This is a genomic window from Pantoea sp. S62 (genome assembly GCF_016658625.1).
GTDB classification, from domain to species: Bacteria; Pseudomonadota; Gammaproteobacteria; order Enterobacterales; family Enterobacteriaceae; genus Pantoea; species Pantoea vagans.
In genome coordinates this window covers 53,531-77,715 of the sequence record NZ_JACVVI010000012.1, presented here as the reverse complement: position 1 = coordinate 77,715, position 24,185 = coordinate 53,531, and the positions used below count along the sequence as shown (strand labels likewise).

The following is a 24,185-nucleotide window of genomic DNA, read 5'->3' as shown; positions in this document are numbered from 1 at the left end:
CCTGTTTTGGGAGCTATCTCACAATCACTAAACCGGTTTAGCTATTTTCATTGCAGAGGGAAATTACCCGTGGCTATGATTTGCGCCTAAACCGGTTTAGCAAAAAATACCGGTGATGATAGCTTCTCCTCAGGGATATAAAAAAATGAAAAAAAGCACGTTAGCCGTCGCCCTCTCTGCAATATTCCTTTCCACATCCGTCTGGGCCGATCCCAGCATGAGCAGCATCGAAGCCCGCCTTGCGGCGATGGAGCAGCGCCTGCAGGCTGCCGAGCAGCGGGCGAATGCCGCTGAAAGCCGCGCAGAGGTCGCCGAAAAACAGGCTCAGATGGCTGAAAGGCAAGCTCATCAGCTGGCAGCGGTGCAGCAGCAGACCCAGACCTCTGCCGCTGAGGTCGCGCAGCGCACTGCGAAACCGGAACAAAAATCTGCCGATGAAGGTGGCTTTGAGTTCCACGGTTATGCCCGCTCAGGATTATTGATGAACAGCTCTGCCGCCAGAACTCAGGGTGGCCCGACCGTAACTCCGGCTGGAGAAACCGGCGGTCACGTTGGGCGTCTGGGTAATGAGCCGGATACCTACGTTGAGCTCAACCTTGAACATAAGCAGACGCTGGACAATGGCGCCACCACCCGCTTCAAAGCGATGCTGGCCGATGGACAGCGCACTTATAACGACTGGACGGCCGCCAGCAGCGATCTCAACCTGCGTCAGGCGTTTGTCGAGCTGGGACAGCTTCCCACTTTCAGCGGTGCGTTCGATAACGCAACGGTCTGGGCCGGTAAGCGTTTTGATCGTGATAACTTCGATATTCACTGGATCGACTCCGATGTGGTCTTCCTTGCCGGAACCGGTGCCGGTATCTACGACATGACATGGAGCGATCAGGCACGCAGCAACATCTCGCTTTATGGCCGTACCTTTGGTGACATCGAAAACAATGAAAACACCGCACAGAACTACATCCTGTCGCTGAATAACTTTGTCGGCCCGGTGCAGATGATGGTCAGCGGTATGCGGGCGAAAGATAACGACGAACGCCGGGATATTGACGGTCTCCGTGTCAAAAGCGATGCGGCCGAAACCGGCGTCCATGCGCTGCTGGGCCTGCATAACGACAGCTTTTATGGGCTGACAGAAGGCACGTCGAAAACGGCCCTGCTCTACGGTCATGGCCTGGGCGCTGAGGTGAAGTCGATTGGTTCTGACGGCGCACTGCTACCGGAAGCGGATACCTGGCGGCTGGCGAGTTACGGTACGACGCCTCTTGGCGGTGGCTGGCACATTGCGCCCGCCTTACTGGCACAGCGCAGTGACGATCGCTATGTCAAAGGTGACAGCTATGACTGGGCGACAGTCAACCTCCGGCTGATTCAGGAAATCACGCAGAACTTCGAGATGCAGTATGAAGGCTCTTATCAGTACATGGATCTGCGTCCGGAAGGCTACAACAACCGTAACGCGGTCAGCGGCAGCTTCACCAAACTCACCGTTGCGCCAACCCTGAAAGCCGGTGATGTCGGCGACTTCCTTAAACGTCCGGAGATTCGTCTGTTTGCCACCTGGATGAACTGGGATCACCGGCTGGATAACTATGCCAGTGACGACGCGTTCGGCAGCAAAGGCTTCGATGCCGGCGGCGAATGGAACTTCGGCGTACAGATGGAAACCTGGTTCTGATCGGGCGGCCCCGGCTGCCGGGGCCTGAACGTCACGCGGATAAAAACATAACAAGAGTGAGGTATGTATGGACTATGTAAAAATATCGCGGGCCCTGCTGCCCCTGCTGGGTGGCAAAGAGAACATTGCCAGTGCGGCTCACTGTGCGACGCGGCTACGGCTGGTGCTGGCAGATGATGAAAAAGCGGACACTACCGCGATTGGCCGGATTGAGGGCGTTAAAGGCTGCTTCCGCAACGCCGGACAGCTTCAGGTTATCTTCGGTACCGGTGTGGTAAACAAGGTCTACGCCGCTTTTATCGCCGAAGCTGGCATTAGCGAATCGAGCAAGTCTGAGGCTGCTGATATTGCCGCCCGCAAGCTCAATCCTTTCCAGCGTATCGCTCGTCTGCTGTCGAACATTTTTGTGCCGATCATTCCGGCGATTGTGGCGTCGGGTCTGTTGATGGGCTTGCTGGGGATGGTTAAAACCTACGGCTGGGTCAATCCGGAAAATGCGCTCTACATCATGCTGGATATGTGCAGCTCAGCGGCCTTTATTATCCTGCCGATCCTGATTGGTTTTACGGCGGCCCGCGAGTTTGGCGGCAACCCATTTCTGGGCGCGACGCTGGGCGGCATTCTGACGCACCCGGCGCTGACCAACGCCTGGGGCGTCGCCGCCGGTTTCCACACCATGAACTTCTTCGGCATTGAAGTGGCGATGATTGGCTATCAGGGTACGGTATTCCCGGTGCTGCTGGCGGTATGGTTTATGAGCATGCTGGAAAAGCAGCTGCGTCGGGTGATCCCGGATGCGCTCGATCTTATTCTGACCCCGTTCCTGACGGTGATTATCTCAGGCTTCATTGCGCTGCTGATTATCGGTCCGGCGGGCCGTATGCTGGGCGATGGGATCTCTTTTGTGCTCAGCACCCTGATTGCTCACGCTGGCTGGCTGGCGGGACTGGTATTTGGCGGGCTCTACTCGGTGATTGTTATTACCGGCGTGCATCACAGCTTCCATGCGATTGAGGCGGGACTGCTGGGTAACCCGTCTATCGGGGTTAACTTTCTGCTGCCTATCTGGGCGATGGCGAACGTTGCTCAGGGCGGGGCCTGTCTGGCGGTGTGGTTTAAAACCCGCGATGCGAAGATCAAAGCAATTTCGCTGCCCTCGGCGTTTTCAGCACTGCTGGGGATCACCGAGGCGGCTATCTTTGGTATCAACCTGCGGTTTATGAAACCCTTTATCGCGGGTCTGGTGGGCGGCGCGCTGGGCGGTGCCTGGGTGGTATCGGTCCATGTCTATATGACGGCGGTCGGGCTGACCGGTCTGCCGGGCATGGCGATTGTTAAGGCGGGTTCTCTGCTCAATTATGTCATCGGCGTCGCCATCGCGTTCACCACCGCGTTTGTGATCTCTTATCTGCTCAAATACAAAACGGACTCTGAATAATGGCCTCATCAACACGTCTTGCCGCCATTCTGCAGGCGGTGATGCAGGGGATGCCAAAGGCGCTCAGCGACAGCCACTATCCCGGCTGGCATCTGGCACCGGTTACCGGACTGCTTAACGATCCCAACGGCTTCATCCATTTCGACGGTCACTATCATCTCTTCTACCAGTGGAACGCGCTGGGCTGTGCGCATCAGCATAAATGCTGGGGGCACTGGCGCTCAGCCGATCTGCTGCACTGGGAGCATCAGCCCATCGCGCTGATGCCGGATGAGGAGTATGACCGCAGTGGCTGCTACTCCGGCAGCGCGGTCGACGATAACGGCGTACTGACACTGGTCTACACCGGCAACGTAAAATTCGATGATGGCTCGCGCACGGCGTGGCAGTGCCTGGCGCAGCAGAACAGTGCGGGCGGTTTTGACAAGCTCGGCCCGGTCATCGCCGTGCCGGAGGGTTATACCGGCCACGTTCGCGATCCCAAAGTGTGGCGTCACGACGATCGCTGGTACATGGTGCTGGCGGCGCAGAATACGCAGCGGCAGGGCAGGGTGCTGCTGCTGCGTTCTGACAATCTGCGGGAGTGGCAGAATCCCGGCGAGATTGCGGGCAGCGGACTGGGCGGGCTGGATGCCGCAGGTTATATGTGGGAGTGCCCGGACATGTTCACGCTCGGAGACAGCACCTATCTGATCTGCTGTCCGCAGGGTGTTGCGCCCGAAGAGAAGCGCTTTCTGAACAGTCACGCCTGTGCCTGGCTGAGTGGCGACCTGGATTATCAGCAGCCTGCATACCAGCACGGCCCGCTGAACGAAATGGATGCCGGCTTTGAATTTTATGCTCCGCAAACCACGCTGACCGCGGATGGCCGGCGGCTGCTGGTGGGCTGGATGGGGACGCCAGACGGTGAAGAGATGGCCCAGCCAACCGTGGCGCAGGGCTGGATCCACCAGATGACCTGTCTGCGCGAGCTGAGCTCACGTAACGGGCGGCTCTGTCAGCAGCCCATCGCGGAACTGCAGGCGTTGCGCGAGCACGAGCAGCACTATCAGGGCCGTGCTGATGATACGCCAGCGATCGGCGCACAGCGGCTGGAGCTTAAGCTTGAGAGCCAGGGCGACATCGAACTCAATTTCGCCGATACCCTGATCCTGACGTGGCAGCACAACGAACTGCGGCTTGCCCGTCGCAGCCTGGTGTCGGGTGAATGGACGTATCGTTACTGGACCGGGGCAGCCCGCCGGTTACAGATTCTGTGTGACCACTCCAGCGTTGAGATCTTCATCAACGACGGGGAAGGGGTGATGAGCAGCCGCTATTTTCCGGACCAGCCCGCGCTGCTGACTCTGCGCGGGCGCGCAGAACTGCAGGCCCGCTACTGGTCGTTACGTCGCTGCATGGTAGAATAAGCCCTTGTTTCCCTAACCGATGTCTTGCCGTGAGAAAAACAAAACGCGTTACCATCAGTGATATCGCCGGGCTGGCCGGGGTTTCAAAAGCCACTGCCAGCCTGGTGCTCAACGGCCGTGGCGAAGAGTTACGGGTCGCGAAGGAGACGCGTGAGCGGGTGCTGAGGCTGGCCCGCGAACACCATTATCAGCCCAGTATCCATGCGCGGATGTTGCACGACGCCCGCAGTCATACGCTGGGGCTGGTAGTACCGGAGATCACCAACCACGGTTTCGCAGCTTTCTCCCATGCGCTGGAAAATCTCTGCCGTGCGGCGGGTCTGCAGTTGCTGATCGCCTGTACCGACGAAAATGCCGGTCAGGAACGGGTCGTGGTCAACAATCTGGTGGCGCGTCAGGTCGACGGCCTGATTGTTGCCTCCAGTATGCTGACTGACAGCGACTATGTCAGCCTCAGCGAACAGCTGCCGGTGCTGCTGTTTGACCGCCACATGAACAACACGACGCTGCCCTGGGTCATCACCGACTCCGTGACGCCCACCGCTGAGCTGGTTGAAAAGCTGGCGCGCGCCTGTCCGGAGGAGATCTACTTTATGGGCGGACAGTCCGATCTTTCTCCGACTCAGGATCGTCTGGCGGGATTCAGAGAGGGGCTGGCGCGGGCCGGTGTAACGCTGCAGCCGGAGTGGGTAATCCAGGGGAACTACCATCCCGGCAGCGGTTACGAGATGTTTGCCGCACTATGTCAGCGGCTGGGGCGTCCACCTAAAGCAATTTTCACTGCTGCCTGCGGCCTGCTGGAAGGGGTACTGCGCTACATGAGTGAGCATCACCTGCTGACCGGCGATATCTGCATCGCCAGTTTTGATGACCACTATCTCTATGATTCACTCTCGATTCCTGTCGACACCGTAGAGCAGAATGTTCCGGCGCTCGCGCAGGCCTGTTTTTCTATGCTGACCACGATGATCGCCGGAAATGATCCAGCAGACAGCCAGCTGGTGCTGCCCGCCACGTTGCGCCTGCGCGGCTAATCGCCGGGCGCTTCTGGCCCCGGCGGCTTCACCACTTGACCGGCAGGGCGCTGACACCACGCAGGTTGGCTCTGTGATTGCGGCGAACCCCGGCGGTTACCGGCCGCATTGCTGGCAGTCGGGTCAGCAATACCTCTAGCGCCACCTCCATTTCCGCCAGTGCCAGCCGGTAGCCCATACAGTGATGTATCCCGCCACCAAATGCCAGGTTGCGTCCCTCATGTCGCCGGATATTGACCCGCTCCGGCGAGGTAAAGACAAGCGGGTCGTGATTGGCTGCGCCCAGACTCAGAAAAAAGCGTATTCCTGGCGGAATGAGCTGGCCTGCCACCTCAATTTCTTCCAGCGTCGTGCGGTACAGCATCTGGACCGAACTGTCGTAACGCAGACACTCCGCTATGGCATCAGGTATCAGCGCATGATTCTGTTTCAGGCAAGCCAGTTCCTGCGGATGGTCATGCAGAGCCAGGAGAGTATTGCAGAGCATATTTGAGGTGGTCTCATGGCCGGCAATAAACAGCAGTATCACATTGGCGATGATCTCATCGTGACTTAGCCGGTCGCCATCGCTGCTGCTGCGCAGAAAAAGGGACACCAGATCGCTGGCCGTGCTGTCACGCCGGGCGACGATCATTGCGCTGAAGTAACGCTCCAGTACGGCAAACGCATCGGCGGCTTCCAGTAGATCCGACTGGCTGATTTGCGGGTCGAACACTTTGACCAGTACAGATGTGAGCCGACCCAGTTCAGGCGCGTCAGACTCAGCAAGATCCAGCATCCCGCAGATAATGCGTACCGGTAACGGAAAAGCGAATGCCTGGGCCAGATCGCAGTCGCGATGACCTGCCAGCGCATCAACCAGGTCATGAGCGACACTCAGCGCCATCTCCCGGAGTGGTTTAATTTCCCGGGCGCTGAATGCCTTCATAACCAGTCCTCTTAATCGGTTATGATCCGGCGGATTCAGCACCAGAAACATTCTGCTGATGCCCTGAAACAGCGGCATGTCGGCGGCAGCATCACCAAACCTTAACCTGACACTTTCCATATAATTCTTGCCGACCCGCCGATCGTTCAGCAGTGCCTCCACCACCGCGTGACTCCCGCTGATGATGATCTTATCCCCGGCAGGAATAAGCGGGCCCTGCCGATGCAGTTTCCGATAAAGGGGAAACGGATTGTCAGTGTATTCGGGGTTCATCAGTTCATGAAGCTGCATAGCTCACTCCACGGCTTAAGGATTAATGCGAGCGCTGAATGCGGGCGAGAGAAGCGAAAAGGTTGTTTTTATCACTTTCGCTGAGGTGGGATGCCGTGAGCTGTGACATCAGATACGCTTTGTCCTCCTGCGAGAAGCTGCCGGTCATCAGGCGCTGGCTGATCGCAGCCAGGAGCTGGGTATCCAGCCGTTCAATCTGCTGCCGGGTCCCGGCCAGATCGGTGACGGGTACGTCACTTTCCGGTGCTGAGAGCCAGTCAGCCCGATAGCGATACTGAATCGCTTTGCTTGCGTTCATCAGAGCATGGACAAAAGGCTCAACCGATTGAGGTTCAAGTCCTGCCTGCTGCGCGTTTTGCAGCATCTTTTCCAGAACAACCTGCTCACGAGGCAGATCCTCAACGGGTAAATGATGCTGCGCTTTATAACCCGCCACAGCCTTCATGACCTGCATGCGTTCATTTAATGCGGTGGAAAGCGCGTCGAGTGATACGGAAGAAACCGAACCTGCGAAAACGTTGCTGCACATGAACAGTGAAGAGAGAAAAACTGCCACATATTGCGTCATTGGCCTGCTCCATAAATGAAAACTGGCACTAATTTACACATGAAAAAATAACTTATTGTGATTATTTTGTTTTCAAAATGTGAACAGGCAGAGGTGTCTGCTTAGCGTTTACAGGGATCTGATTCTGATGTGTTTTTTTCACTTTACGTTCATAAAAAATTCATATCAACATGGAATTATGGCGGGTTAATTCAGGTTCAGCTTTACGGTGACAGGCGCTTATCATCAGTGTTCCAGCGTCCGGGAATAAGTGGGATTTTTGCCAGAATTCAGGAAAGGTCCCGCCGGGCGGCAGCGCCGCCCGAATCGGTTTATGTGTTTTCAGGGCACGAACACGGCGCGAACGCAGCCATCTTCTTTGTGTTTAAACATCTCATAGCCTCGCGGGGCCTCTTCCAGTGGAAAACGATGTGTCGCCATAAAAGCCGGGTTCAGCTCATTTCTGGCAACATGCTCCAGCAGACGATGCATGTAGCGTTGCCCGTGCTGCTGGGCGGTACGGATGGTCAGGCTTTTATTAATCATCAGCCCCAGCGGGAACTTATCCATCACGCCATATACCCCCAGAATCGCGATGTTGCCGCCTTTACGGCAGGCATATAACGCCTGGCGCAAGGCTGCACCGACATCCGTTTCCAGATGCAGCATCTGTTTGGTCTTGTCATAGACCTGACTTAATCCTTCACCGCGGGCTTCCATGCCGACAGCATCAATACAGCTGTCCGGGCCGCGCCCGCCGGTTAACTCCAGCAGCGCTTCGTTGACGTCCACCTCGGTGTAATCCAGCGTTATGCTGCCTGCGAAGTCGCGTGCCATGGCCAGCCGTTCAGGATAGCGATCGATACCGATGACCTGATGCGCGCCCATCAGCCAGGCGCTTTGCTGTGCCATCAGTCCGACACCGCCACAGCCCCAGACCACCACGGTGTCACCGGGATGAATATTACAGAAGTCGGCACCCATATAACCGGTCGGCGTCGCATCGGAGAGGAACAGCGCCTGCTCATCGGTTACGCCTTCGGGCACGACGAAGCAATCATTGTCGGCAAAGGGCACACGAACATACTCTGCGTGTGAGCCTGCATAACCGCCAAACGCGTGGCTGTAAGCGTAAATGCCGCCCGTGGCATGACCGAGCACCGTTTCACCTTTCTCCCACTGCGGATGCGTATTGTCACAGCAGGAGGGCAACTGATGCTGGCAATACCAGCAGGAACCACAGGAGATGAAAGAGGGCACTACGACCCGATCGCCACGCCGGATATTTTTTATCGCACGGCCAACTTCAACTACCTCACCCATGAATTCATGACCCAGAATATCGCCTTCACGCATACTCGGGATCAGGCCGTCAATGACGTGCAGATCGGAGCCGCAGGTGGTGGTGAGCCTGACGCGAATAATGGCATCATGAGGATTGAGCAGACCGGGGTCGGCTACGGTTTCAACACTTAAATCGTTGACGCCATTCCAGCAGAGTGCGCGCATTTATTTCTCCTTATCCTGACGTCCGGCATGACGACCCGCAGGCTGCCCGTGCAGAGTAGGAATTTCACCGGTTTCAGCCAGGCTTTTAAAGCGATGTAACGCTTTGCTGGCCACCTCTTTTGGCAGCAGATCAAATAACGTCGTTACCTTTTTTCCCAGTGCGCCACCCGGCGGCGTGAACTGCAGAGTCAGAGCCAACTCGGTGCCCCATTCCCCCGGTGCCGGGCGAAGGCGCAGTTCACCTTCGTTAGGAATGTCTGCATCCTCAAGCGAGCGCCAGGCAATCACTTCGCCTGGCTGCGCTTCGACAATGCGGGTATCCCAGCGGTAGTGCTTACCCAGTGGGCCCTCAATCTGCCAGTGTGCATCGCTTTTATTGACCGGCGTCACGCTGGCAAAGTGGCTCATAATGCGGGGCAGGGTATCGGGCTCAAGCCATAGGTTAAAAAGCTCGGTAGCGGGCAGGCCCACAGTAATCCAGCGCCGTAGCGTGAGGGTATTGTCACTGGCGGTAGTCAGAGATGTTGTCGTCAAAACGTCCTCCGATAGTTCTCTCAGTGGCACAAAATCACTGATTTTGAGTTAAGAACAGCTGGCGGAATTTTGCGAGCGAAGCCGCGCCCTGCAGGTCATCTCTGCAAGGCTATAAAGCTTCTGCGATGCATGCCGGGTTATGCGCACAGTAAGCCGTCATGCCTGTCGGATAATCGGTATAATACGTGCCGCCGGTTTCATCATTTTTAGCAGCAAAAAGAGGCAGATATGTCTGTAACTGAAACGTCAGCCAGTGGTAAAAATGTCGCGGAACTCGTCGGGATTCTGGAAAAACAGGCGTCAAACCGTGCGGATGCCAACTGGCACAATGGTCTGAAAAGCAGCACCAGAATCGCACTGGAAAAAATTAATCATGCGGTTGAGGCAAAGTGGATCGGCGCAGAAGAGGGTCTGAACCTGAAGCTGCGCGTTTACAGCATTCAGGATGAATTGATTGAGCTGGCGCTGTGGTGATTTAAATGGCCCGGCGCTCCGCCCGTAAATCAGCGGGGGTAAAAAAGTGATATTTCAGCACGCAGCGCCGTCCGGCATTTTGCGCGCTTCGCAGAGACGGCGTATTGCCGGGCAGAATGGTGCCGGTCAGCATCGCATCATGACCGCAGTAATGGTGAAGCTGCTGCAGCAAACGCTGCTGAGCGCGTGCAGCGAGTCCACGGCCCTGATACGCCGGCAGAATCACCTCATCCATGATCTGAAATCCTTCAATAAAGGCCAGTTGTCGCGGCACACAAATCATCAGCCCCGCCACCATGCCCTGCCAGAGGATCAGAAACACATGCCCCCCGGCAATATCGTCCCGTAATTCCTGCCTGCTGGTGGCCAGCAGCTGATTCCGCAGATGCGGCAGCGTGTGCCAGCTGGCATGATAAGCGCGGTTAATGGCGGAGCTACAGAGGGGATAATCTTTCCGGCAGGCCGTAATCAGCGAAATCTCGTCATCGTCAGACGCGGAGTGTGAGCCTGGAACGCTGAGGTAAATCAGCTGATCGGTTATACCAATATCAGGATCCGTGGCCGGCAGCAGAATACGCATCTTCAGCGGCCTGATCGTTTGCCACTCACGCATGATGGCGGCTGCGGCTGCGTAATCCAGTACGCCATCACGGGCCACGATCTCAATAAAAGGCTGAGCGGGGTCGCCCCCCAGATAGCGCGGGCCGGTGAGAAAACGCTGGCCGTTAATCGTCAGTTCGCGCTGCAAAAACGTGTGCTGGGGCAGGCCGGTTTCACGCCAGGGAAAGGCGGCGGAGAAGTGATGATCGTGGCAACGGGCCTGCTGCTGCGCCAGCCAGCGGGTAAGCCAGTCGCTGAGACATTCAGATGAGACAGGCACATTACGGTAGAGCGATACCATATAATTCAGCATAAGATTCCTTATTGCCCGCCGTCAGTAATCTCCTGCCTCTCTGCGTACACGACAGAATCGTGCCGATAAGGCTGCTGAGAGTGTAAACGATGCGTTCGCTTTATGACCATCACCATCGCATCGGTCAGCACGAATATTTTAACGTTTCATAAAGATTCCGGTCCTGCCGCACACACGTTCTCATGCCTAAAATGCAGTCAGATAAACGTCATCCTCCTGTGCGCTTATTATCTTCGCCGGCTTGCTGATTAAAAAAACAAAGCGCATTTTCCCGGCTTTTGGCACGTTACGCAAACATGGTCAAATTAATTGATGCAATAGGGCTAAGTTGCCCGAAAGTTAAATGAAAAATAAAATATTCCTTTTTTACGAAAATATTACGGAATCAGATAATCGGCGGCCGGTAAATGTATTATGCTAAACAGGCTGTTCAATAATTATAAAATGCACGATCTTTTTTTAACACCCGGGGGTCACATGGTCCATATTGATTTATGTACCAAAGAGGGCGTGATGAAGGCTTATGCTTTCCAGACGCCCATGCAGGCGATGAGTCTGCTGGATAAAATTAAAGATGACGAATTTCAGTGGTTTAATCTGGAGTGGGAAGGGTGTCGCTTTACCTGCCCGCATCAGTTTATTAAAAGACTCAGCAGCCGTTCTTATATTAAGTCGTTCTGGCGTTAATCCGACCGCAATGATTAATCCTGTGCCTGACTGCGTATTCACGACGCGGATTTAATTTAACTGTTTTACGGGCATTTCATTCATGATGATAAACGGGGCAGATTCTGCCCCGTTATTTTTCGTGCCTGCAGCACCTCATGCTGGCGCTTGGCGATAATAAGGCGTCTCACCTGAGCCGGTCGCGGCTTAATCCGTTTCATTATTACAGCTTAATTATTTTCGGCTGCTGTTTATCCGTGCCTGAGAGATGCTCAACAAGGCCTTATGCCAGCCTGTACGGATTTGTCCTGCGCCCGGCAATGCAGCGTGATCCACTGTAAATCCTCTTCTGTTCTTCCCTTGACGTTAAGCATCAACTGTTACACTCAGGTGATACTTCATCCGGATCCCGATTGCAATGTTCCATGAAAAAATGCGCCTTCGTTCGCTGCTGATTTTGCTTTCCATTGGGGGCGTCATTCTGACCTCCGGTCTGCTGCTGAGTGCGCTGCTGCTGTTTCAGAAGGCCAATATTGAAGACAGCCTGCTTGAAGGAAACATTGCCTATGCCCGCAAACTGGCCGATACCACCGATCGTTACCTGACGACAGCACAACGGGAGCTGGCCTGGAGCGCATCGCAGATCAAAGGCCTTAGCGATCTGAAACAGCTAAAAGCAGAGACCGATCGTCTGCGCATGCAGTCTGGCTTTTTCAACTCGGTGGTGGTGGTTAACCACGATGCCATTATTGCAGCAACTTCACCGGATAGCCTGAATCTGATAGGCGTGAAACTTCACTCAGCAGCCAGTCTGCAGGCTATTGCCACCCGTAAGCCCTTTATCTCCGCGCCCTTTACCTCTGCCGCCGGAAACTATGTGGTGTTTTTATCTCAGCCGCTGTTCAGCGAAAAAGGGGGCTATCTGGGCTATATTGGCGGCACCATTTATCTTAAAAAACAGAGCATGCTGAGCGAAATCCTGAGCCAGCATTTTTATACCAAAGGCTCGACGGTCAGCGTGGTCAGCAATGAGGGGCTGATTATTTTCAGTCACGATCCGGCGCTCGTCGGAACGAAGATGCTGCTGAGCCTGGCGCTGCAGAAGCGTCTGTCCACTACGGAAAGTGGACATTTTACCCTGGAAAATGGGGGGCAAAACTTTCTGACCGGCTATGGCACGCTGCATAAAACCGGCTGGAATGTGTTTATTACCGGCACCTCTGAAACGGTCAGGCATATTCTGCTGCGCACGGCAGAAAGCGCCATCTGGTTCGTTCTGGGCATTATTCTTGTAACAGCCGGCGTGATTGCTTTTATGGCCGGACGGATTGCTTCGCCACTGGAAAAGCTGGCGGACAGGGTTCGGGATGGCGGCAGCGAAGCACAGGCGGAGTCACTCGCCACCGTCAAAACCTGGTATTACGAGGCTGACCGGCTCAAAGAAGCGGTGCAGGAGCATCGCCATGCCGTGGCAGGCCATCTGGCTGCGCTTAACGATGAAGCGATGACCGATCCGCTGACCGGGCTCTGCAACCGTCGCGGATTTACGGCGCTGGCGGCGCAGGCAGACAGTGAGCATGAACAGTGTGTCATCGCGATTGATATTGACCATTTCAAAAAGATCAATGACTGGTATGGGCATGACGCGGGCGATGCGGTCCTGGTGAGCCTGGCGGCGTTGCTGCGTCAGGCCTGCCGAACCGGCGATATCGTCAGCCGGTTTGGTGGCGAGGAGTTTATACTGCTGCTGCCGGACACGACGCTGGCCGATGCTGCCCGCACCGCGGAACGCATCCGCGAGACCGTCTGCGCCACCACCTTCCCGTTCGCCGGTACGATGACCATATCAGCAGGCGTGGCTTCACGGGATGACCAGAGTCGCGATCGCGATGCGCTGTTGCGCCGGGCGGATGAAGCGCTTTATGAGGCGAAAGCGGCCGGGCGCAATACGGTTATCATTGCCGGGCCGGACGGATTCAGTACGCCTGAGTCTGCCAGATAAGATTACGGGGCAGGGAAGACAGAATCAGCACTTACTGCGTAATCGCCAGCCGAGCCACTCATCCAGCGCCGCTTCTGGCAGCGGCCTGGAGTAGAAAAATCCCTGAGCCTGGTCGCAGCCGAACTCGGTCAGCGCCGTAACGGTTTCCGCATTCTCAACGCCTTCAGCCAGCACCATGTAATCAAGGTCCTTGAGCATCGCAATGATACTGCGGGCAATGACGCGCGATGCGGTGTCAGACGAAATTTCACTGATCAGCGAGCGGTCCAGCTTGATCACATCCAGCGGCATGCGCCGCAGATAACTGATGTTACTGTAGCCGGTCCCGAAGTCATCCAGTGAAATACCAAATCCCCGTAGCTTCAGCATCTCAAGCCCCTGCATCGCGGTGGGGCTTTCCAGAATCCGTTCCGTTTCCAGACACTCAATGCCCAGCAGCGAAACCGGCAGCTTCGCTCTTAGCATCTTTTCTTCCAGTTCATCAGCAAAACCGTCACGGGAAAAATCGCTGCTGCTGACGTTAATGGTGATGGGCAGCTGAATATAGCTGTCGCGAAGACGGGACAAACGGGAGATGGCGTGCTCTGTGACCCAGGCGGTCAGCTCGGTAAGCAGTTGGGTTTGCCCGGCAACGGGCAAAAACTGCGCAGGTGAAAGCTCGCCGCGCTGCGGATGCTGCCAGCGGATCAGCGCTTCCAGTCCTATCGGCTTACCGCTGTGAAGGCAGATTTTCGGCTGCCAGGCGAGCCATAACCCTTTATCCTGGCGTATTGCAGTGGCCAGGTCATGCATCAGGGTGAAATCCTGGGTATGGCGCGTATCAGTGGCTTCACTGAACGGCATTGAGGCAACGTTGCGGGTAATGGCTTCATGCAGGGCGCTGACTGCCCGGCGCAGGATCTCCTGAGCAGGCATCTCACCCGTATTGAAACTTGCCTCACCGGTGTGGGTCATCAGCGCAACCGACAGCCCATCCCCCAGATCGGCGCTGATCCCAGCCAGCTTATTGGCCACCCAGCTGGCAGTGAGTCTGCTCTCCTGCCGTGTCAGCAGGGCAAAGCGTCCGGTTGCTACGGTGTAAAGCATTTCTCCCGGGGCAGGACGCAGACGCAGCGGCAGCAGTGTTGCCACATCCTTCAGCAGACTTTCAACCGGCCCCATGCCCATTGAGCGCGCCAGCTCGTAAGCACGCGGCATATCAATACAGTCAATCAGCACCAGCCGCCGTGGCGTGGTGTCGCCGGAGGCGGCAAGGAACTGCAGGTCGCGGATCAGACGCTGACGATTGGGCAGGCCGGTTACCGGGTCAGCAAAGCCAGCCGAGTACCAGGCGTCAAGAAAAGACATCACCAGCGCGGCCAGCATTTTCAGCATCGTCACCTGATCGTCACTGAAGCGATGAGGTGCCGTGTCGGTCACGCAGAGTGTACCCAGAATCAGACCGGTACTGCTTTTAAGCGGCACGCCAGCATAGAAACGGATAAAAGGCGCGCCTGTAATCAGCTTATGGGCAGCAAAACGGCTATCCAGCAGGGTATCGGGCACCACTACCGTACTGTCACTGTCCACGGCATGCCGGCAGAGCGAGTCCTGTCGCGTGGATTGAGTCAGTGTGAAATTGTGCGCTGCCTTGACGTGCTGCATCTCATCATCCAGAACGGAGATAAAGCTGCCGGGAATGCCAATGGCCTGGCTGGCCAGCCGGACGAACTGTCGCAACACATCGTCACGACTCTCGTCGTTACTGCGCAGCGCGTGCAGGGTTCGCGTACGGCAATCGTCGCCGCCGCTGAAGCTCATAAGCATGGATTCCTCCGCACCGGCTGGTTACGGAGCGAAATTAAACAGAAAAATTGAAGGTTATAGCGTCATGACTACAGGCTATTTCTGTAAAAAGAAAGAGCCATGACGATTTATTTTTTATTACGTTGCCTGCCAGGCCTGAGCAGAATAGCAAATCCTTTTTCTTTAACGAAATATTTTATGAATGACGATTCTATTATTTTGTCGTTAAAAACTTTTAATTTCTGAAATATCCTGCCAGGATAGTAAGCATAAACATAGCGCGCTATATAATAACGCATTAAAGTAGATGGCATAACTTATTTTTGTTTAATTTTAACTACACCAATGACAACATCGGGGAAAACCTCATGAACTCACTCAGGCATTTCACTATTCGCCGCGTTGTGCTGTGGATAATGATCGTCTCACTGGGCGTGGTCGCGCTGGCAGGTGGCTACAGCAGTCAGATTGTGCGGGATATTTATCGTCAGGCCGATCGCTCAGCTGTTCTGACGCAGCAGCTGAGTTTTCTGACGCACAGCGCTCTTGTTATGCAGGGCGGAACAGCCGCAGACAAAAACGCCCTCGTCGCCTTAACGCCGGCTAGTGCTGACTGGGATAGCTTTCGCGCAGCACTTACGACCTCACCCTCAGAGTATGCAACGGTTACCCGCGCGAAGCTGGATAGCGTGACGCAGCAGCTGGCGCAAAATCAGGCCGCTCTTAACGCTGACCGGCGTCAGCTTGAGCACGTATTGCTGGCGGCACTGCTGGCAGCCTTCGCGTTGCTGCTGTTTTGCGACCGCTATCTGGTTGTCCATCTGGTGCGTCCGGTAGGTAAAATCCGCGGGCATTTAAAAATTATTGCCGGAGGTGACCTGACGTGCGAGCCGGAGGATCTGGGTCGCAACTGCGTCGGGCAACTGGTGCCGCTGGTTAAAGAGATGCAGCACAGTCTGTTGCAGACGGTCAGCGCTATCCACGACAACGCAGCCATTCTTCATCGTGAGGCTGGCGACATCGCAGCAGGTAACGCCGATCTCTCCGACCGGACCTCCACTCAGGCCGCTGCGCTGGAGCAGACCGCTGCCAGCATGGAGGAGATTACGGTTACCGTGCGTCACAATGCACAGAATGCCCGTGAAGCGCGTGAACTGGCCGCCAGCACCACGGATACGACCCATCAGGGCGTGGAGCTGGTTCAGCGGGTGTCGGCAGCCATCACCAGCATCGCGCAGGGATCAGAGAAAATCCGGCAGTTCACCGCCACCATCAATGGCATCGCATTTCAGACCAATATTCTGGCGCTCAACGCCGCCGTAGAAGCCGCGCGTGCGGGCGAGCAGGGCCGCGGTTTCGCGGTGGTTGCCAGTGAGGTACGTTCACTGGCCCAGCGAAGTGCTGCGGCCTCCAGAGAGATCGAAGAGCTGATAGCCGATACTGTGGCACGCGTGGATGATGGCCGACGGGCGGCAGAGAGTGCCGGAACGACTATGGAAGCCGTGCTGCGCGGTGTCGGCGGCGTCAATGAACTGATTGGACAGATTGCGCTGGCCTCGGATGAGCAGAGCAAAGGGATTGCCCAGGTCACCGTGGCGGTGGCTGAACTTGACCGCGTTACGCAGCAGAACGCGACGCTGGTCCAGCAGGTTTCGGCAACGGCAGGCAGCCTTAGCGGACAGACTGAAACGCTGGGCAGCGTCATTACCCGCTTTACCCTGCCACCGCAGGTTGTCGGGATAGTGAACTGACATTTGCATCGATTAAACACACGCGGCCGTGTGGATTCCGGTCAGGCATAGCCTGACCGGCTATTTTATTCATCTGCAGATAACGGCTCTGTAAAGTAAAATAACGGTTAATAATTGCGCTCTTTTATTTCTGAATGAAAAAAGTCATCTTTTTCAGGCGGTGATGAATGTTAATCATTACCTGATCATAATCACTATTCAGAAGGGCGAGGGTTATTCTCAGCGGTGCAATAATTATCCGTTTCACGAATTGAATATAATTACAGTTAATCTCTGTGGTTTTACCTGAGCTTTACGCTTTCCTGACGATTACGGATCGCTGCGCATTTAAAACTTAACTCAAATTTATGTATTGGATGCAGGCGGATTCGGTTGCCTGACCATCTCACCGGGGCACCGTATGCGGAGCGTTTCATATGGGAAATCAGATTTTACAGCGGCCTGTTGCCGTCCAGCATAACGTGCGTGAGCTGCGCCTTGCGGCGGGTCTTTCGCAGGAGATTGCAGCCGAACGTTTCGACCTTAGCCAGCGCGTCTGGCAGACTAAAGAAGCATCCAAAAACCCTGCGCTGCTCAGCCAGGGAGAATATGAACTGCTGATGCTGCTGGCGGGAGAGCATCCGCACTACGAACTGGTTCCAAAGCTTAAAAAGTAAGGCGTTCTGCCGCTTTTTCCCCTGAAGTTAACGTATTTCAGGCCGATATAAAGAGCTAAGCGAAGCGCATTAATTCGCGCATCTTATCTGCTCTGGCAGGATTGTCCTGGCACGGTCCGCTATTAACCGCCGAACCGTCACGACCGCACTGCCCGGCATAATGTATTAACCGGCATCTCGCTGCCTGCGATGCCGGTATTATCGGACTCGTTGCAGCTGGTTTTTGCTGCAGAGTTCACTGACGGGCCTTTCTTCCGGTAGCGGGTCGGCAGCCAGTTCTGCGCGTCCTGTCTGATTGAACGTGTCCTCTTCATGCTGCGTCATGCCGGCCACAGCAGATAACATCAGAGGGGATTTACGCTGAAACGCCCAGTTTATCATGATGCCGAGGCGGCTCGCCTTGATGCACTTAAGCAGTATCATCTGATGGATTCACCGCCGACCGATGCGCTGGATCGCCTTACCACGCTTGCTGCGCGACTGTTCCGTGTACCGGTGGCGTTTGTATCGCTTATTGATGAGAAACGACAGTTTTTCGCTTCCCGTTACGGTCTGAACATTTCCGGTACGTCGCGCAACGTCGCCTTCTGCCACCATACGCTGGCGCAGGGCGATATCCTCTGCGTGCCCGATACGCTGAAAGATCCCCGCTTCCGCGACAGTCCGCTGGTTCATGGCTACCCCTTTATCCGCTTTTATGCCGGGATCCCGCTCTCGACGCCGGATGGTCATCACATTGGCACCGTCTGCCTGACCGACAGTCATCCGCGCGAGCCGCTGACTGCAGAGGATCGGACGCATCTGACCGATATTGCTGCGCTGGTGATGGATCGCATGGAGATGCATCGTCTGGAGTTACTGCGCTACACCAGTCAGCAGCGTCTTCAGGCAATCTCATCCACCTCACCCGACGCCATTGTCTGTACCGACCTGCGGCGCGGCATCACCTTCTGGAATCCGGCCGCCACTGCTCTCTTCGGCTACAGCGCAGAGGAGATGAGAGGACAGTATGTCAGCGAGCTGATCCCGGCGCGCTGCCAGACTGATTACCGTAACGAGCTGGCCCGGATTACCTCAGACGAAGCAGCTATCTCTCATCCTCGTTCTTTGCAGATATGGGGCGTCACGCGTGACGGCCGTGAATTCCCGGCAGAAGTCTCATTTTCGGGCTGGCGTGAAGAGGGCGAGCGGCTGGTGGGCATGATCATCCGCGACGTTACGGCCCGCTATGAAAGTGAGGCGCGGCTCTGTGAGCTGGCTTCTCTGGATATGCTGACGCGACTCGCCAGCCGTAGCGCGTTCATGGATCAGGTCGGGCAGCTGACTAAAGCGGGTGTTCCCTATACGTTACTGATGACCGATCTCGATGGTTTTAAAGAGGTGAACGATACGCTGGGACATGCAGCTGGCGATGCGTTGCTGTGTCACGTGGCCGAGCAGATTCGTGCAGTGTGCGCCGGTGCCGTGACGGCTGCGCGGCTGGGCGGCGATGAATTTGTGATCCTGCTGGCGGGCGGCAGCGCTGAGGCAGCGATTACGGCGGAAAAACTGATTGCAGCCGTACAGACGCCGTTCCGCTACCACGACTCGCCGGTTGTGGTTGGTGCCAGTACCGGCATCGCTTCCTACCCGGAGCACGGTCGCGATCCCTCTGCGGTGATGTCCGCTGCTGATCTGGCACTCTACCGTGCCAAAGCCTCAGGCAAAGGCTGCAGTATCCTGTTTATGCCTGCGTTTCGTGAAGCGGAGCAGCAGCGCCGCCGTTTTGAACGCGAACTGGAAACGGCAGTGCGGCAGCAGCAGTTCACGCTTTACTATCAGCCCCGCTTCGACGTGGAAAGCGGAAAACTGGCTGGCTGCGAGACGCTGGTACGCTGGCAGCACCCGACACGCGGATTGCTGTTGCCTGCCGACTTCATCGGCATGCTGGTTAAAAGCCCGCTTTCCGTAACGCTGGGGGAATGGATCATCCGCAGTGCTCTGGCACAGGTCCGGCAGTGGCAGGTGCGATCGCCTGAGCTTCGTGTCAGCATCAATCTGTTTCCGCGTCAGCTGACAGGGAACAGCCTGGAAAACGTTATACGCGAGAGTGCCGGCGGCGATGCGGGTTTTGTTGAGCTGGAGGTGGATGAGCCTCTGCTGGCTGTGCTGGTGCAGGATATGCCGGTTCAGGTTGAAGCGGTGCGCCGGACCGGTGCCTCATTCATCATCGATCATTACGGACGCACGCTGGGGGCCATTAATCTGCTGCGCCACAGTTTTGTGGCAGGTTTCAAAATCGACAAGTCGCTGACGCACGAGCTGAACTCCAGCATGCGGGTGCGAATGATGTACCGATCTATCGCGGCACTCGGCAAAAGTCTGGGTATTCGGGTGGCTGCTGAAGGGGTTGAAGACAAAGAGCAGATCGCTTTTGTCACGTCAGCCGGATGTCACATTATGCAGGGCAATGGCCTGTGCCGGCCACTGACACCAGCGGACTTTGAAGCAATGCTGTGCGGCGAGGAGCATTCTGCGCCTGCTGTTGCCAGCGGTTACGATGTCACATCACCCTGAACACTCTGACCCTGGCAGCAGAAGAGAGGGGACAATCGACGCCTGTCAGTCTGGCTGTCCGGGTCGGTAATCCTGTTTCAGCAATCCGAAAATCCAGTCATCGTGCCACTGGCCATCGAGGAAGAAATTCTGCCGCAGAGTGCCTTCCTGAATAAAGCCCGCGGAGATCAGCGTACGTCGCGAGGCGACATTGCCTGCCGTCACCGTTGCGGTCATTTTGCGGTAACCCTGTTGCTCAAAGCAGATGGCGATAGTGGCATGCAGCGACTCGCTGCCGTAGCCTTTGCCCTGCGCGTGGGCAGCCAGAATAAAACCAAATTCCGCAATGCCCTCTCCGCGATCAATAAACCCGCAGAAGCCAGCCGGAAGACCCGTCGCTTTTTCCTCAATGACCAGGCACAGCCAGTGTGTGCAGCCTTTGTACCAGGCTGGCAGGCGCACGTCGAATGACCGGGTTCGGATCTCTTCAGCGCTGCGCGGATCGCTGATGTAATTCATCACCGATCTGTCCTGACTGACCGCAAGATAAAAAGGCCAGTCTTCCTGACTCAGTGGCCGATAGGTCAGGCGCGGCGAGGTGACTTTAACGGGCATTTCTGGCCGGACTTCAGCGGGCTTTTCATCAGACATAGTGCCATTTCCTGCGGACAAGACGGTAAGGTGATGGCGCAAAAATAGCACAGAGCGGCAGACTGGCGGGACGCGCGTTCGCGACTTTGCGAGGCGTTCCGCAATCCCGCGACTGTCTCACTCTTCCGCGGTATCGCACGGCGAGTCGCGGATCATATTTCCCTGCCAGACCGGAGCTGACAGGCCATCTGCTCACATCATTGCTACGCTTTTAGCCAGATGGCTGACATTGTCCCTGATGAGAGTAATTTCCAATGGATCTGAAAACCTTTGAAACAGCCAGCTGGGCAGCACTGGCAGAGGCTGCCGCCGATCCGCAGGCCGGATTTCGTTATCTGACGCTCGCTACCGTGGATGCTGCACAACGGCCTCAGGCGCGCACGGTGGTCCTGCGCGAGTGCCATGACGTCCGCCGGATGCTGACCTTTCATACCGATGTGCGTAGTCCGAAGTGGCTTGAAATGGCGGCGAACCCCCAGGTTACCGTGCTGGGATATTGCCATGAGCGTCGCCTGCAGCTCCGGCTGGTGGGACAGGCTGAATGTTATGCCGCGGGAAGTGCAGTTACCCGTGACGCCTGGCGCGCGTTACCGCAGCACACGCGCCAGACGTACATCGGCGGGCCGCCAGGAGAAGCGCTGGCTCCCGCTCACGAGACACCGGACGCGACGGCAACAGAAGCGGGCGAATCGCGTTTTGGCGTAGTGATTGTGCAGGTCAGCGTGCTGGATGCGTATCAGCTTCAGCGCAATGAGAATCAGCGCGCACTGTTTCACTATTCCGCCCATGGAGCACGGCAGGAAAGCGGATGGATCAACCCGTGACATTAGGCACGTCAGGCGAGCTCACTGCCCGATCTCTTCTCTTTGACTCATCTGAAAACAGAGATTTCACTGCTATTCACCCTTTGATCCTCTTTTTATCTGCCGAATCGCTTATCCGATTTTAGCGCCATGTTATCTTCACATCGCGGCATATTTCTGCTTTTTTCTTTCCATTATCATTCTTTGTGCCAGGCTTTAACTAACCCAAAAGCAGTCACTTATGCTCAAGGCCAGGGAAAGTACCAATGATCGCTCTGTATCACAGGCAGGTTAACCATGAACAATCAACCTCCTGAAAAACCAGGGCCAGAGGGTAGCGAACAGGTCTTAAGTCTGGCGGAGGAAACCGTTGAGATCTCGAAACAGCGGGTCATCGACGGTCATGTCAGGGTTACCCGGCAGGTCACTGAACATCAGCAGCAAATTGCGCTGATGCTCCGGCAGCAGACGGCGGATATTCAACGCATTCCTAAATCGGAGCGGCTGACTGAGATGCCGGCGATTCGTGAAGAAAATGGCGTCCTGATTATTCCGATTGTCGAAGAAGAGGTCGAGATCGTCCGTCATCTGGTGCTGAAAGAGGAGTGGCACATTCGCAAAGTCGTCAGCGAGGTGGAGACAGAACAGATTGTCTCCCTGCGCCGACAGCAGGCTCATCTGACCCGAATACCCTATTCAGAGCCGTCCGAATCCATCACCGAGGAACACAACATGGCGCGTGAAACAATCGTAACAATGTTCAGCAATATCTCACTGGCAGAAGGTGCAAAGCGTAACCTGATTAAGGCCGGGTTCCTGGATGATGACATTGATATCATCTCCGGTGAACGGCTGCGTACTGAAGGTCATGAAGCCCGTCATCCGGGATTCTGGCAGCGCCTGTTTGGCAACACGCTGGAAGAGGATCAGGCCGAAGTCTATGAAGATGCGATGCGTACCGGCGGTGTGGTGCTGTCGCTGCGGGCCGATGAGGATGAGTTGCCGCGCGCACTGGGTATTCTGGATGCACATGAAGAGCTGACTGAACGCAGTGCCGCGCTGCCTGATGACTATGCGCCCGATGATGGTCTGACTGCGCCCGCCAGCGGTACGCTTCAGGAAAACGGTGCCATCGATCCGCTGCAAACCGATTCTGCCCATCGCGGCGCGGCGCGTACTGCCCTGACCGGTGATGAGAGTGACGAGGATGTGCTGCGTCTGGCCGAAGAGCGACTGGAAGTAGGTAAACGACTGGTCAGCGAAGGATCAACCCGCGTGCGCCGCTACACTGTTACGGATCGGGTGTCTGAAAACGTCTCTCTGCATGAGCAACATGCGGAAATATTCCGTCGTCCGGTGAGCGAAACGGGCTCACCGGACCAGGTTGACTGGTCCGAGAAAACGGTTGAAGTGGAAGAGACGCATGAGCAGCCGGTCGTCAATAAGACTGCGCAGATCATCGAAGAAGTGGTGCTGCGTAAAGAGGCAAGCGATCGGGTCGAAACCATCAATGACTCGGTGCGTCGTCAGGAAGTGGATATTGATCATGCTCGTGCCGACCATCTCAATGCAGATCCGGTGACCGGTAATCCTGCCGCGACCGATCCGCTGCTGGAAAGCACGCGTCAGGCGCGCGCTGACCACGACAGCCGTCCGGTAACGCCAGGCAGCGAACCCGCCCATAAAGAGGGTTTCGTGGAAAAAGCCGGCGATAAAATTGCTGAAGCAAAAGATAAGGTCGAAGACAAGTTTAAAAAGCCGTAACGCTGACTTTCATCTTTCAGGCCTGAAAAAACCCGTCGCTGACGGGTTTTTTTTTGCGTGCAGAGCACGTTTTGAATGAAATCTGCGGCGCGGGATCGCCTTTCAGTTTTTTTCGCCCGGAATGGCACTTATCTGTGCCGACCTGCCAGCGTAACGTTCATAAATGGATCTGAACACATGGACGCCATTTTTATGCTCATGTGCTTTGTTTCTGCTAAGCACGCAATGACATAGCCATCAACTTGAGATAAAACGACGTACGACAGGGTAAATGCAAATACGGTGGAAATGTGATGACTTATAAAATCAAACCGATTCACAGTGAAGCAGATTATCAAGCCGCCCTAACCGCCGTATCTCCCCTGTTCGACAATGAGCCAGAACCGGGAAGTGAAGCCGGTGACTTTCTGGAAGTCATGATCCTGCTTATTGAAAAATATGAACAGGAACATTATCCGATTGAGGCACCTGATCCGGTGGAGGCGATTAAATTCCGCATGGAGCAGATGGGGCTGACAGCGAAAGACCTGGTGCCGGCAATTGGACGCCCGAACCGCGTCTATGAGGTACTGAATCATAAGCGTGCGCTGACGCTGCCCATGATCCGGAACCTGCATAAAATGTTCAATATTCCGCTCGCATCACTCGTAGGTGCAGCTCAATCCGAAAGGATAAGCGCCCGGTAACTAAAGCCCACCTTGTGTGGGCTTTTTTATGTGCTGTTCTTTTTACTGTCCTGAATCAGCTGCCCCCGCGTTGTGCAGACTAAAATCCCTGACTACCCTTGCTGGTGTTTCTGTCCCGTAATGGGCCG

General features: G+C 55.8%; 20 protein-coding genes. 13 read left to right on the top strand and 7 right to left on the bottom strand.

What is annotated here, in order from left to right; translation table 11 throughout:
• Nucleotides 1–145 precede the first annotated feature (145 nt).
• The 4 genes from IBT54_RS16950 to IBT54_RS16935 all read left to right on the top strand — a co-directional run bounded on the left by IBT54_RS16950 (nt 146) and on the right by IBT54_RS16935 (nt 5,562).
• A complete protein-coding gene (locus tag IBT54_RS16950; protein WP_201252518.1) occupies nt 146–1,681 on the top strand; it encodes a carbohydrate porin in 1,536 nt (511 codons plus the stop codon).
• 67 nt (nt 1,682–1,748) lie between these two features.
• The gene (locus IBT54_RS16945) at nt 1,749–3,119 is read left to right on the top strand and encodes a sucrose-specific PTS transporter subunit IIBC (protein ID WP_013356646.1); all 1,371 of its coding nucleotides are present in this window, start codon (nt 1,749–1,751) and stop codon (nt 3,117–3,119) included.
• On the top strand, nt 3,119–4,528 hold the full coding sequence (locus IBT54_RS16940) for a sucrose-6-phosphate hydrolase (protein ID WP_201252517.1): 1,410 nt from the start codon (nt 3,119–3,121) through the stop codon (nt 4,526–4,528). Before IBT54_RS16945 ends, IBT54_RS16940 begins: the two co-directional genes overlap by 1 nt.
• A 29-nt stretch (nt 4,529–4,557) precedes the next feature.
• Nucleotides 4,558–5,562: a substrate-binding domain-containing protein gene (locus tag IBT54_RS16935; RefSeq protein ID WP_201252516.1), complete on the top strand. Its 1,005-nt coding sequence runs from the start codon at nt 4,558–4,560 to the stop codon at nt 5,560–5,562.
• A 28-nt stretch (nt 5,563–5,590) separates the two neighbouring features.
• Here IBT54_RS16935 and IBT54_RS16930 read toward each other — a convergent pair whose 3' ends face one another.
• From IBT54_RS16930 to IBT54_RS16915, 4 genes are all read right to left on the bottom strand, one after another.
• Nucleotides 5,591–6,781 (bottom strand): cytochrome P450, encoded by a 1,191-nt coding sequence (locus tag IBT54_RS16930; RefSeq protein ID WP_201252514.1) that lies wholly within the window; start codon nt 6,779–6,781, stop codon nt 5,591–5,593.
• A gap of 22 nt (nt 6,782–6,803) precedes the next feature.
• Nucleotides 6,804–7,349 (bottom strand): chorismate mutase, encoded by a 546-nt coding sequence (locus IBT54_RS16925; protein ID WP_147789851.1) that lies wholly within the window; start codon nt 7,347–7,349, stop codon nt 6,804–6,806.
• 321 nt (nt 7,350–7,670) lie between these two features.
• Complete coding sequence (locus IBT54_RS16920) at nt 7,671–8,837, bottom strand: zinc-dependent alcohol dehydrogenase (RefSeq protein ID WP_033785209.1); 1,167 nt, start codon at nt 8,835–8,837, stop codon at nt 7,671–7,673.
• A complete protein-coding gene (locus tag IBT54_RS16915) occupies nt 8,838–9,371 on the bottom strand; it encodes an SRPBCC family protein (RefSeq protein WP_049788844.1) in 534 nt (177 codons plus the stop codon).
• Nucleotides 9,372–9,599: 228 nt separating this feature from the next.
• Here IBT54_RS16915 and IBT54_RS16910 point away from each other — a divergent pair, with 228 nt between their 5' ends.
• On the top strand, nt 9,600–9,845 hold the full coding sequence (locus IBT54_RS16910) for a hypothetical protein (RefSeq protein WP_201252513.1): 246 nt from the start codon (nt 9,600–9,602) through the stop codon (nt 9,843–9,845).
• 1 nt (nt 9,846) lies between these two features.
• Here IBT54_RS16910 and IBT54_RS16905 read toward each other — a convergent pair whose 3' ends face one another.
• On the bottom strand, nt 9,847–10,758 hold the full coding sequence (locus IBT54_RS16905; protein WP_201252512.1) for a GNAT family N-acetyltransferase: 912 nt from the start codon (nt 10,756–10,758) through the stop codon (nt 9,847–9,849).
• 477 nt (nt 10,759–11,235) lie between these two features.
• Between IBT54_RS16905 and IBT54_RS16900 the strand changes: the two genes are divergently transcribed.
• Together IBT54_RS16900 and IBT54_RS16895 are read left to right on the top strand one after the other, a co-directional pair.
• Entirely contained in the window at nt 11,236–11,445 is a 210-nt protein-coding gene (locus tag IBT54_RS16900) for a hypothetical protein (protein WP_033735123.1), read from the top strand.
• Nucleotides 11,446–11,842: 397 nt separating this feature from the next.
• The gene (locus IBT54_RS16895; protein WP_147789924.1) at nt 11,843–13,426 is read left to right on the top strand and encodes a diguanylate cyclase; all 1,584 of its coding nucleotides are present in this window, start codon (nt 11,843–11,845) and stop codon (nt 13,424–13,426) included.
• 24 nt (nt 13,427–13,450) lie between these two features.
• On the opposite strand, the gene IBT54_RS16890 is transcribed toward IBT54_RS16895, so the two are convergent.
• Nucleotides 13,451–15,232 carry a GGDEF and EAL domain-containing protein gene (locus tag IBT54_RS16890; RefSeq protein ID WP_201252511.1) on the bottom strand — a complete coding sequence of 594 codons (1,782 nt, stop codon included), beginning with the start codon at nt 15,230–15,232 and terminating at the stop codon, nt 13,451–13,453.
• Between the two features lie 347 nt (nt 15,233–15,579).
• On the opposite strand from IBT54_RS16890, the gene IBT54_RS16885 reads away from it, so the two are divergent.
• From IBT54_RS16885 to IBT54_RS16875, 3 genes are all read left to right on the top strand, one after another.
• Nucleotides 15,580–16,962, top strand: a complete 1,383-nt coding sequence (locus tag IBT54_RS16885) for a methyl-accepting chemotaxis protein (RefSeq protein WP_147789922.1) — start codon at nt 15,580–15,582, stop codon at nt 16,960–16,962.
• 416 nt (nt 16,963–17,378) lie between these two features.
• Nucleotides 17,379–17,618 carry a hypothetical protein gene (locus IBT54_RS16880; protein ID WP_013356627.1) on the top strand — a complete coding sequence of 80 codons (240 nt, stop codon included), beginning with the start codon at nt 17,379–17,381 and terminating at the stop codon, nt 17,616–17,618.
• A gap of 426 nt (nt 17,619–18,044) precedes the next feature.
• Nucleotides 18,045–20,174, top strand: coding sequence for a bifunctional diguanylate cyclase/phosphodiesterase (locus IBT54_RS16875; protein WP_201252510.1), 2,130 nt, complete (start codon nt 18,045–18,047; stop codon nt 20,172–20,174).
• 45 nt (nt 20,175–20,219) lie between these two features.
• Here the strand turns inward: IBT54_RS16875 and IBT54_RS16870 are convergent, their stop codons facing one another.
• Entirely contained in the window at nt 20,220–20,804 is a 585-nt protein-coding gene (locus tag IBT54_RS16870) for a GNAT family N-acetyltransferase (RefSeq protein WP_013356624.1), read from the bottom strand.
• Between the two features lie 254 nt (nt 20,805–21,058).
• On the opposite strand from IBT54_RS16870, the gene IBT54_RS16865 reads away from it, so the two are divergent.
• The 3 genes from IBT54_RS16865 (at nt 21,059) to IBT54_RS16855 (ending at nt 24,057) form a co-directional block, all read left to right on the top strand.
• The gene (locus IBT54_RS16865) at nt 21,059–21,628 is read left to right on the top strand and encodes a pyridoxamine 5'-phosphate oxidase family protein (RefSeq protein ID WP_201252509.1); all 570 of its coding nucleotides are present in this window, start codon (nt 21,059–21,061) and stop codon (nt 21,626–21,628) included.
• 276 nt (nt 21,629–21,904) lie between these two features.
• Entirely contained in the window at nt 21,905–23,371 is a 1,467-nt protein-coding gene (locus IBT54_RS16860; protein WP_013356622.1) for a YsnF/AvaK domain-containing protein, read from the top strand.
• A 293-nt stretch (nt 23,372–23,664) separates the two neighbouring features.
• Nucleotides 23,665–24,057, top strand: coding sequence for a type II toxin-antitoxin system HigA family antitoxin (locus IBT54_RS16855; RefSeq protein ID WP_033785220.1), 393 nt, complete (start codon nt 23,665–23,667; stop codon nt 24,055–24,057).
• Nucleotides 24,058–24,185: the final 128 nt, after the last annotated feature.

Coding starts and splice junctions, on each gene's coding strand:
- IBT54_RS16920 (WP_033785209.1), bottom strand. CDS start 8,837: ATGCGCGCACTCTGCTGGAATGGCGTCAACGATTTAAGTGTTGAAACC.
- IBT54_RS16855 (WP_033785220.1), top strand. CDS start 23,665: ATGACTTATAAAATCAAACCGATTCACAGTGAAGCAGATTATCAAGCC.
- IBT54_RS16940 (WP_201252517.1), top strand. CDS start 3,119: ATGGCCTCATCAACACGTCTTGCCGCCATTCTGCAGGCGGTGATGCAG.
- IBT54_RS16910 (WP_201252513.1), top strand. CDS start 9,600: ATGTCTGTAACTGAAACGTCAGCCAGTGGTAAAAATGTCGCGGAACTC.
- IBT54_RS16885 (WP_147789922.1), top strand. CDS start 15,580: ATGAACTCACTCAGGCATTTCACTATTCGCCGCGTTGTGCTGTGGATA.
- IBT54_RS16945 (WP_013356646.1), top strand. CDS start 1,749: ATGGACTATGTAAAAATATCGCGGGCCCTGCTGCCCCTGCTGGGTGGC.
- IBT54_RS16900 (WP_033735123.1), top strand. CDS start 11,236: ATGGTCCATATTGATTTATGTACCAAAGAGGGCGTGATGAAGGCTTAT.
- IBT54_RS16865 (WP_201252509.1), top strand. CDS start 21,059: ATGGATCTGAAAACCTTTGAAACAGCCAGCTGGGCAGCACTGGCAGAG.
- IBT54_RS16880 (WP_013356627.1), top strand. CDS start 17,379: ATGGGAAATCAGATTTTACAGCGGCCTGTTGCCGTCCAGCATAACGTG.
- IBT54_RS16870 (WP_013356624.1), bottom strand. CDS start 20,804: ATGTCTGATGAAAAGCCCGCTGAAGTCCGGCCAGAAATGCCCGTTAAA.
- IBT54_RS16950 (WP_201252518.1), top strand. CDS start 146: ATGAAAAAAAGCACGTTAGCCGTCGCCCTCTCTGCAATATTCCTTTCC.
- IBT54_RS16860 (WP_013356622.1), top strand. CDS start 21,905: ATGAACAATCAACCTCCTGAAAAACCAGGGCCAGAGGGTAGCGAACAG.
- IBT54_RS16895 (WP_147789924.1), top strand. CDS start 11,843: ATGTTCCATGAAAAAATGCGCCTTCGTTCGCTGCTGATTTTGCTTTCC.
- IBT54_RS16890 (WP_201252511.1), bottom strand. CDS start 15,232: ATGCTTATGAGCTTCAGCGGCGGCGACGATTGCCGTACGCGAACCCTG.
- IBT54_RS16925 (WP_147789851.1), bottom strand. CDS start 7,349: ATGACGCAATATGTGGCAGTTTTTCTCTCTTCACTGTTCATGTGCAGC.
- IBT54_RS16905 (WP_201252512.1), bottom strand. CDS start 10,758: ATGCTGAATTATATGGTATCGCTCTACCGTAATGTGCCTGTCTCATCT.
- IBT54_RS16875 (WP_201252510.1), top strand. CDS start 18,045: ATGGATTCACCGCCGACCGATGCGCTGGATCGCCTTACCACGCTTGCT.
- IBT54_RS16930 (WP_201252514.1), bottom strand. CDS start 6,781: ATGCAGCTTCATGAACTGATGAACCCCGAATACACTGACAATCCGTTT.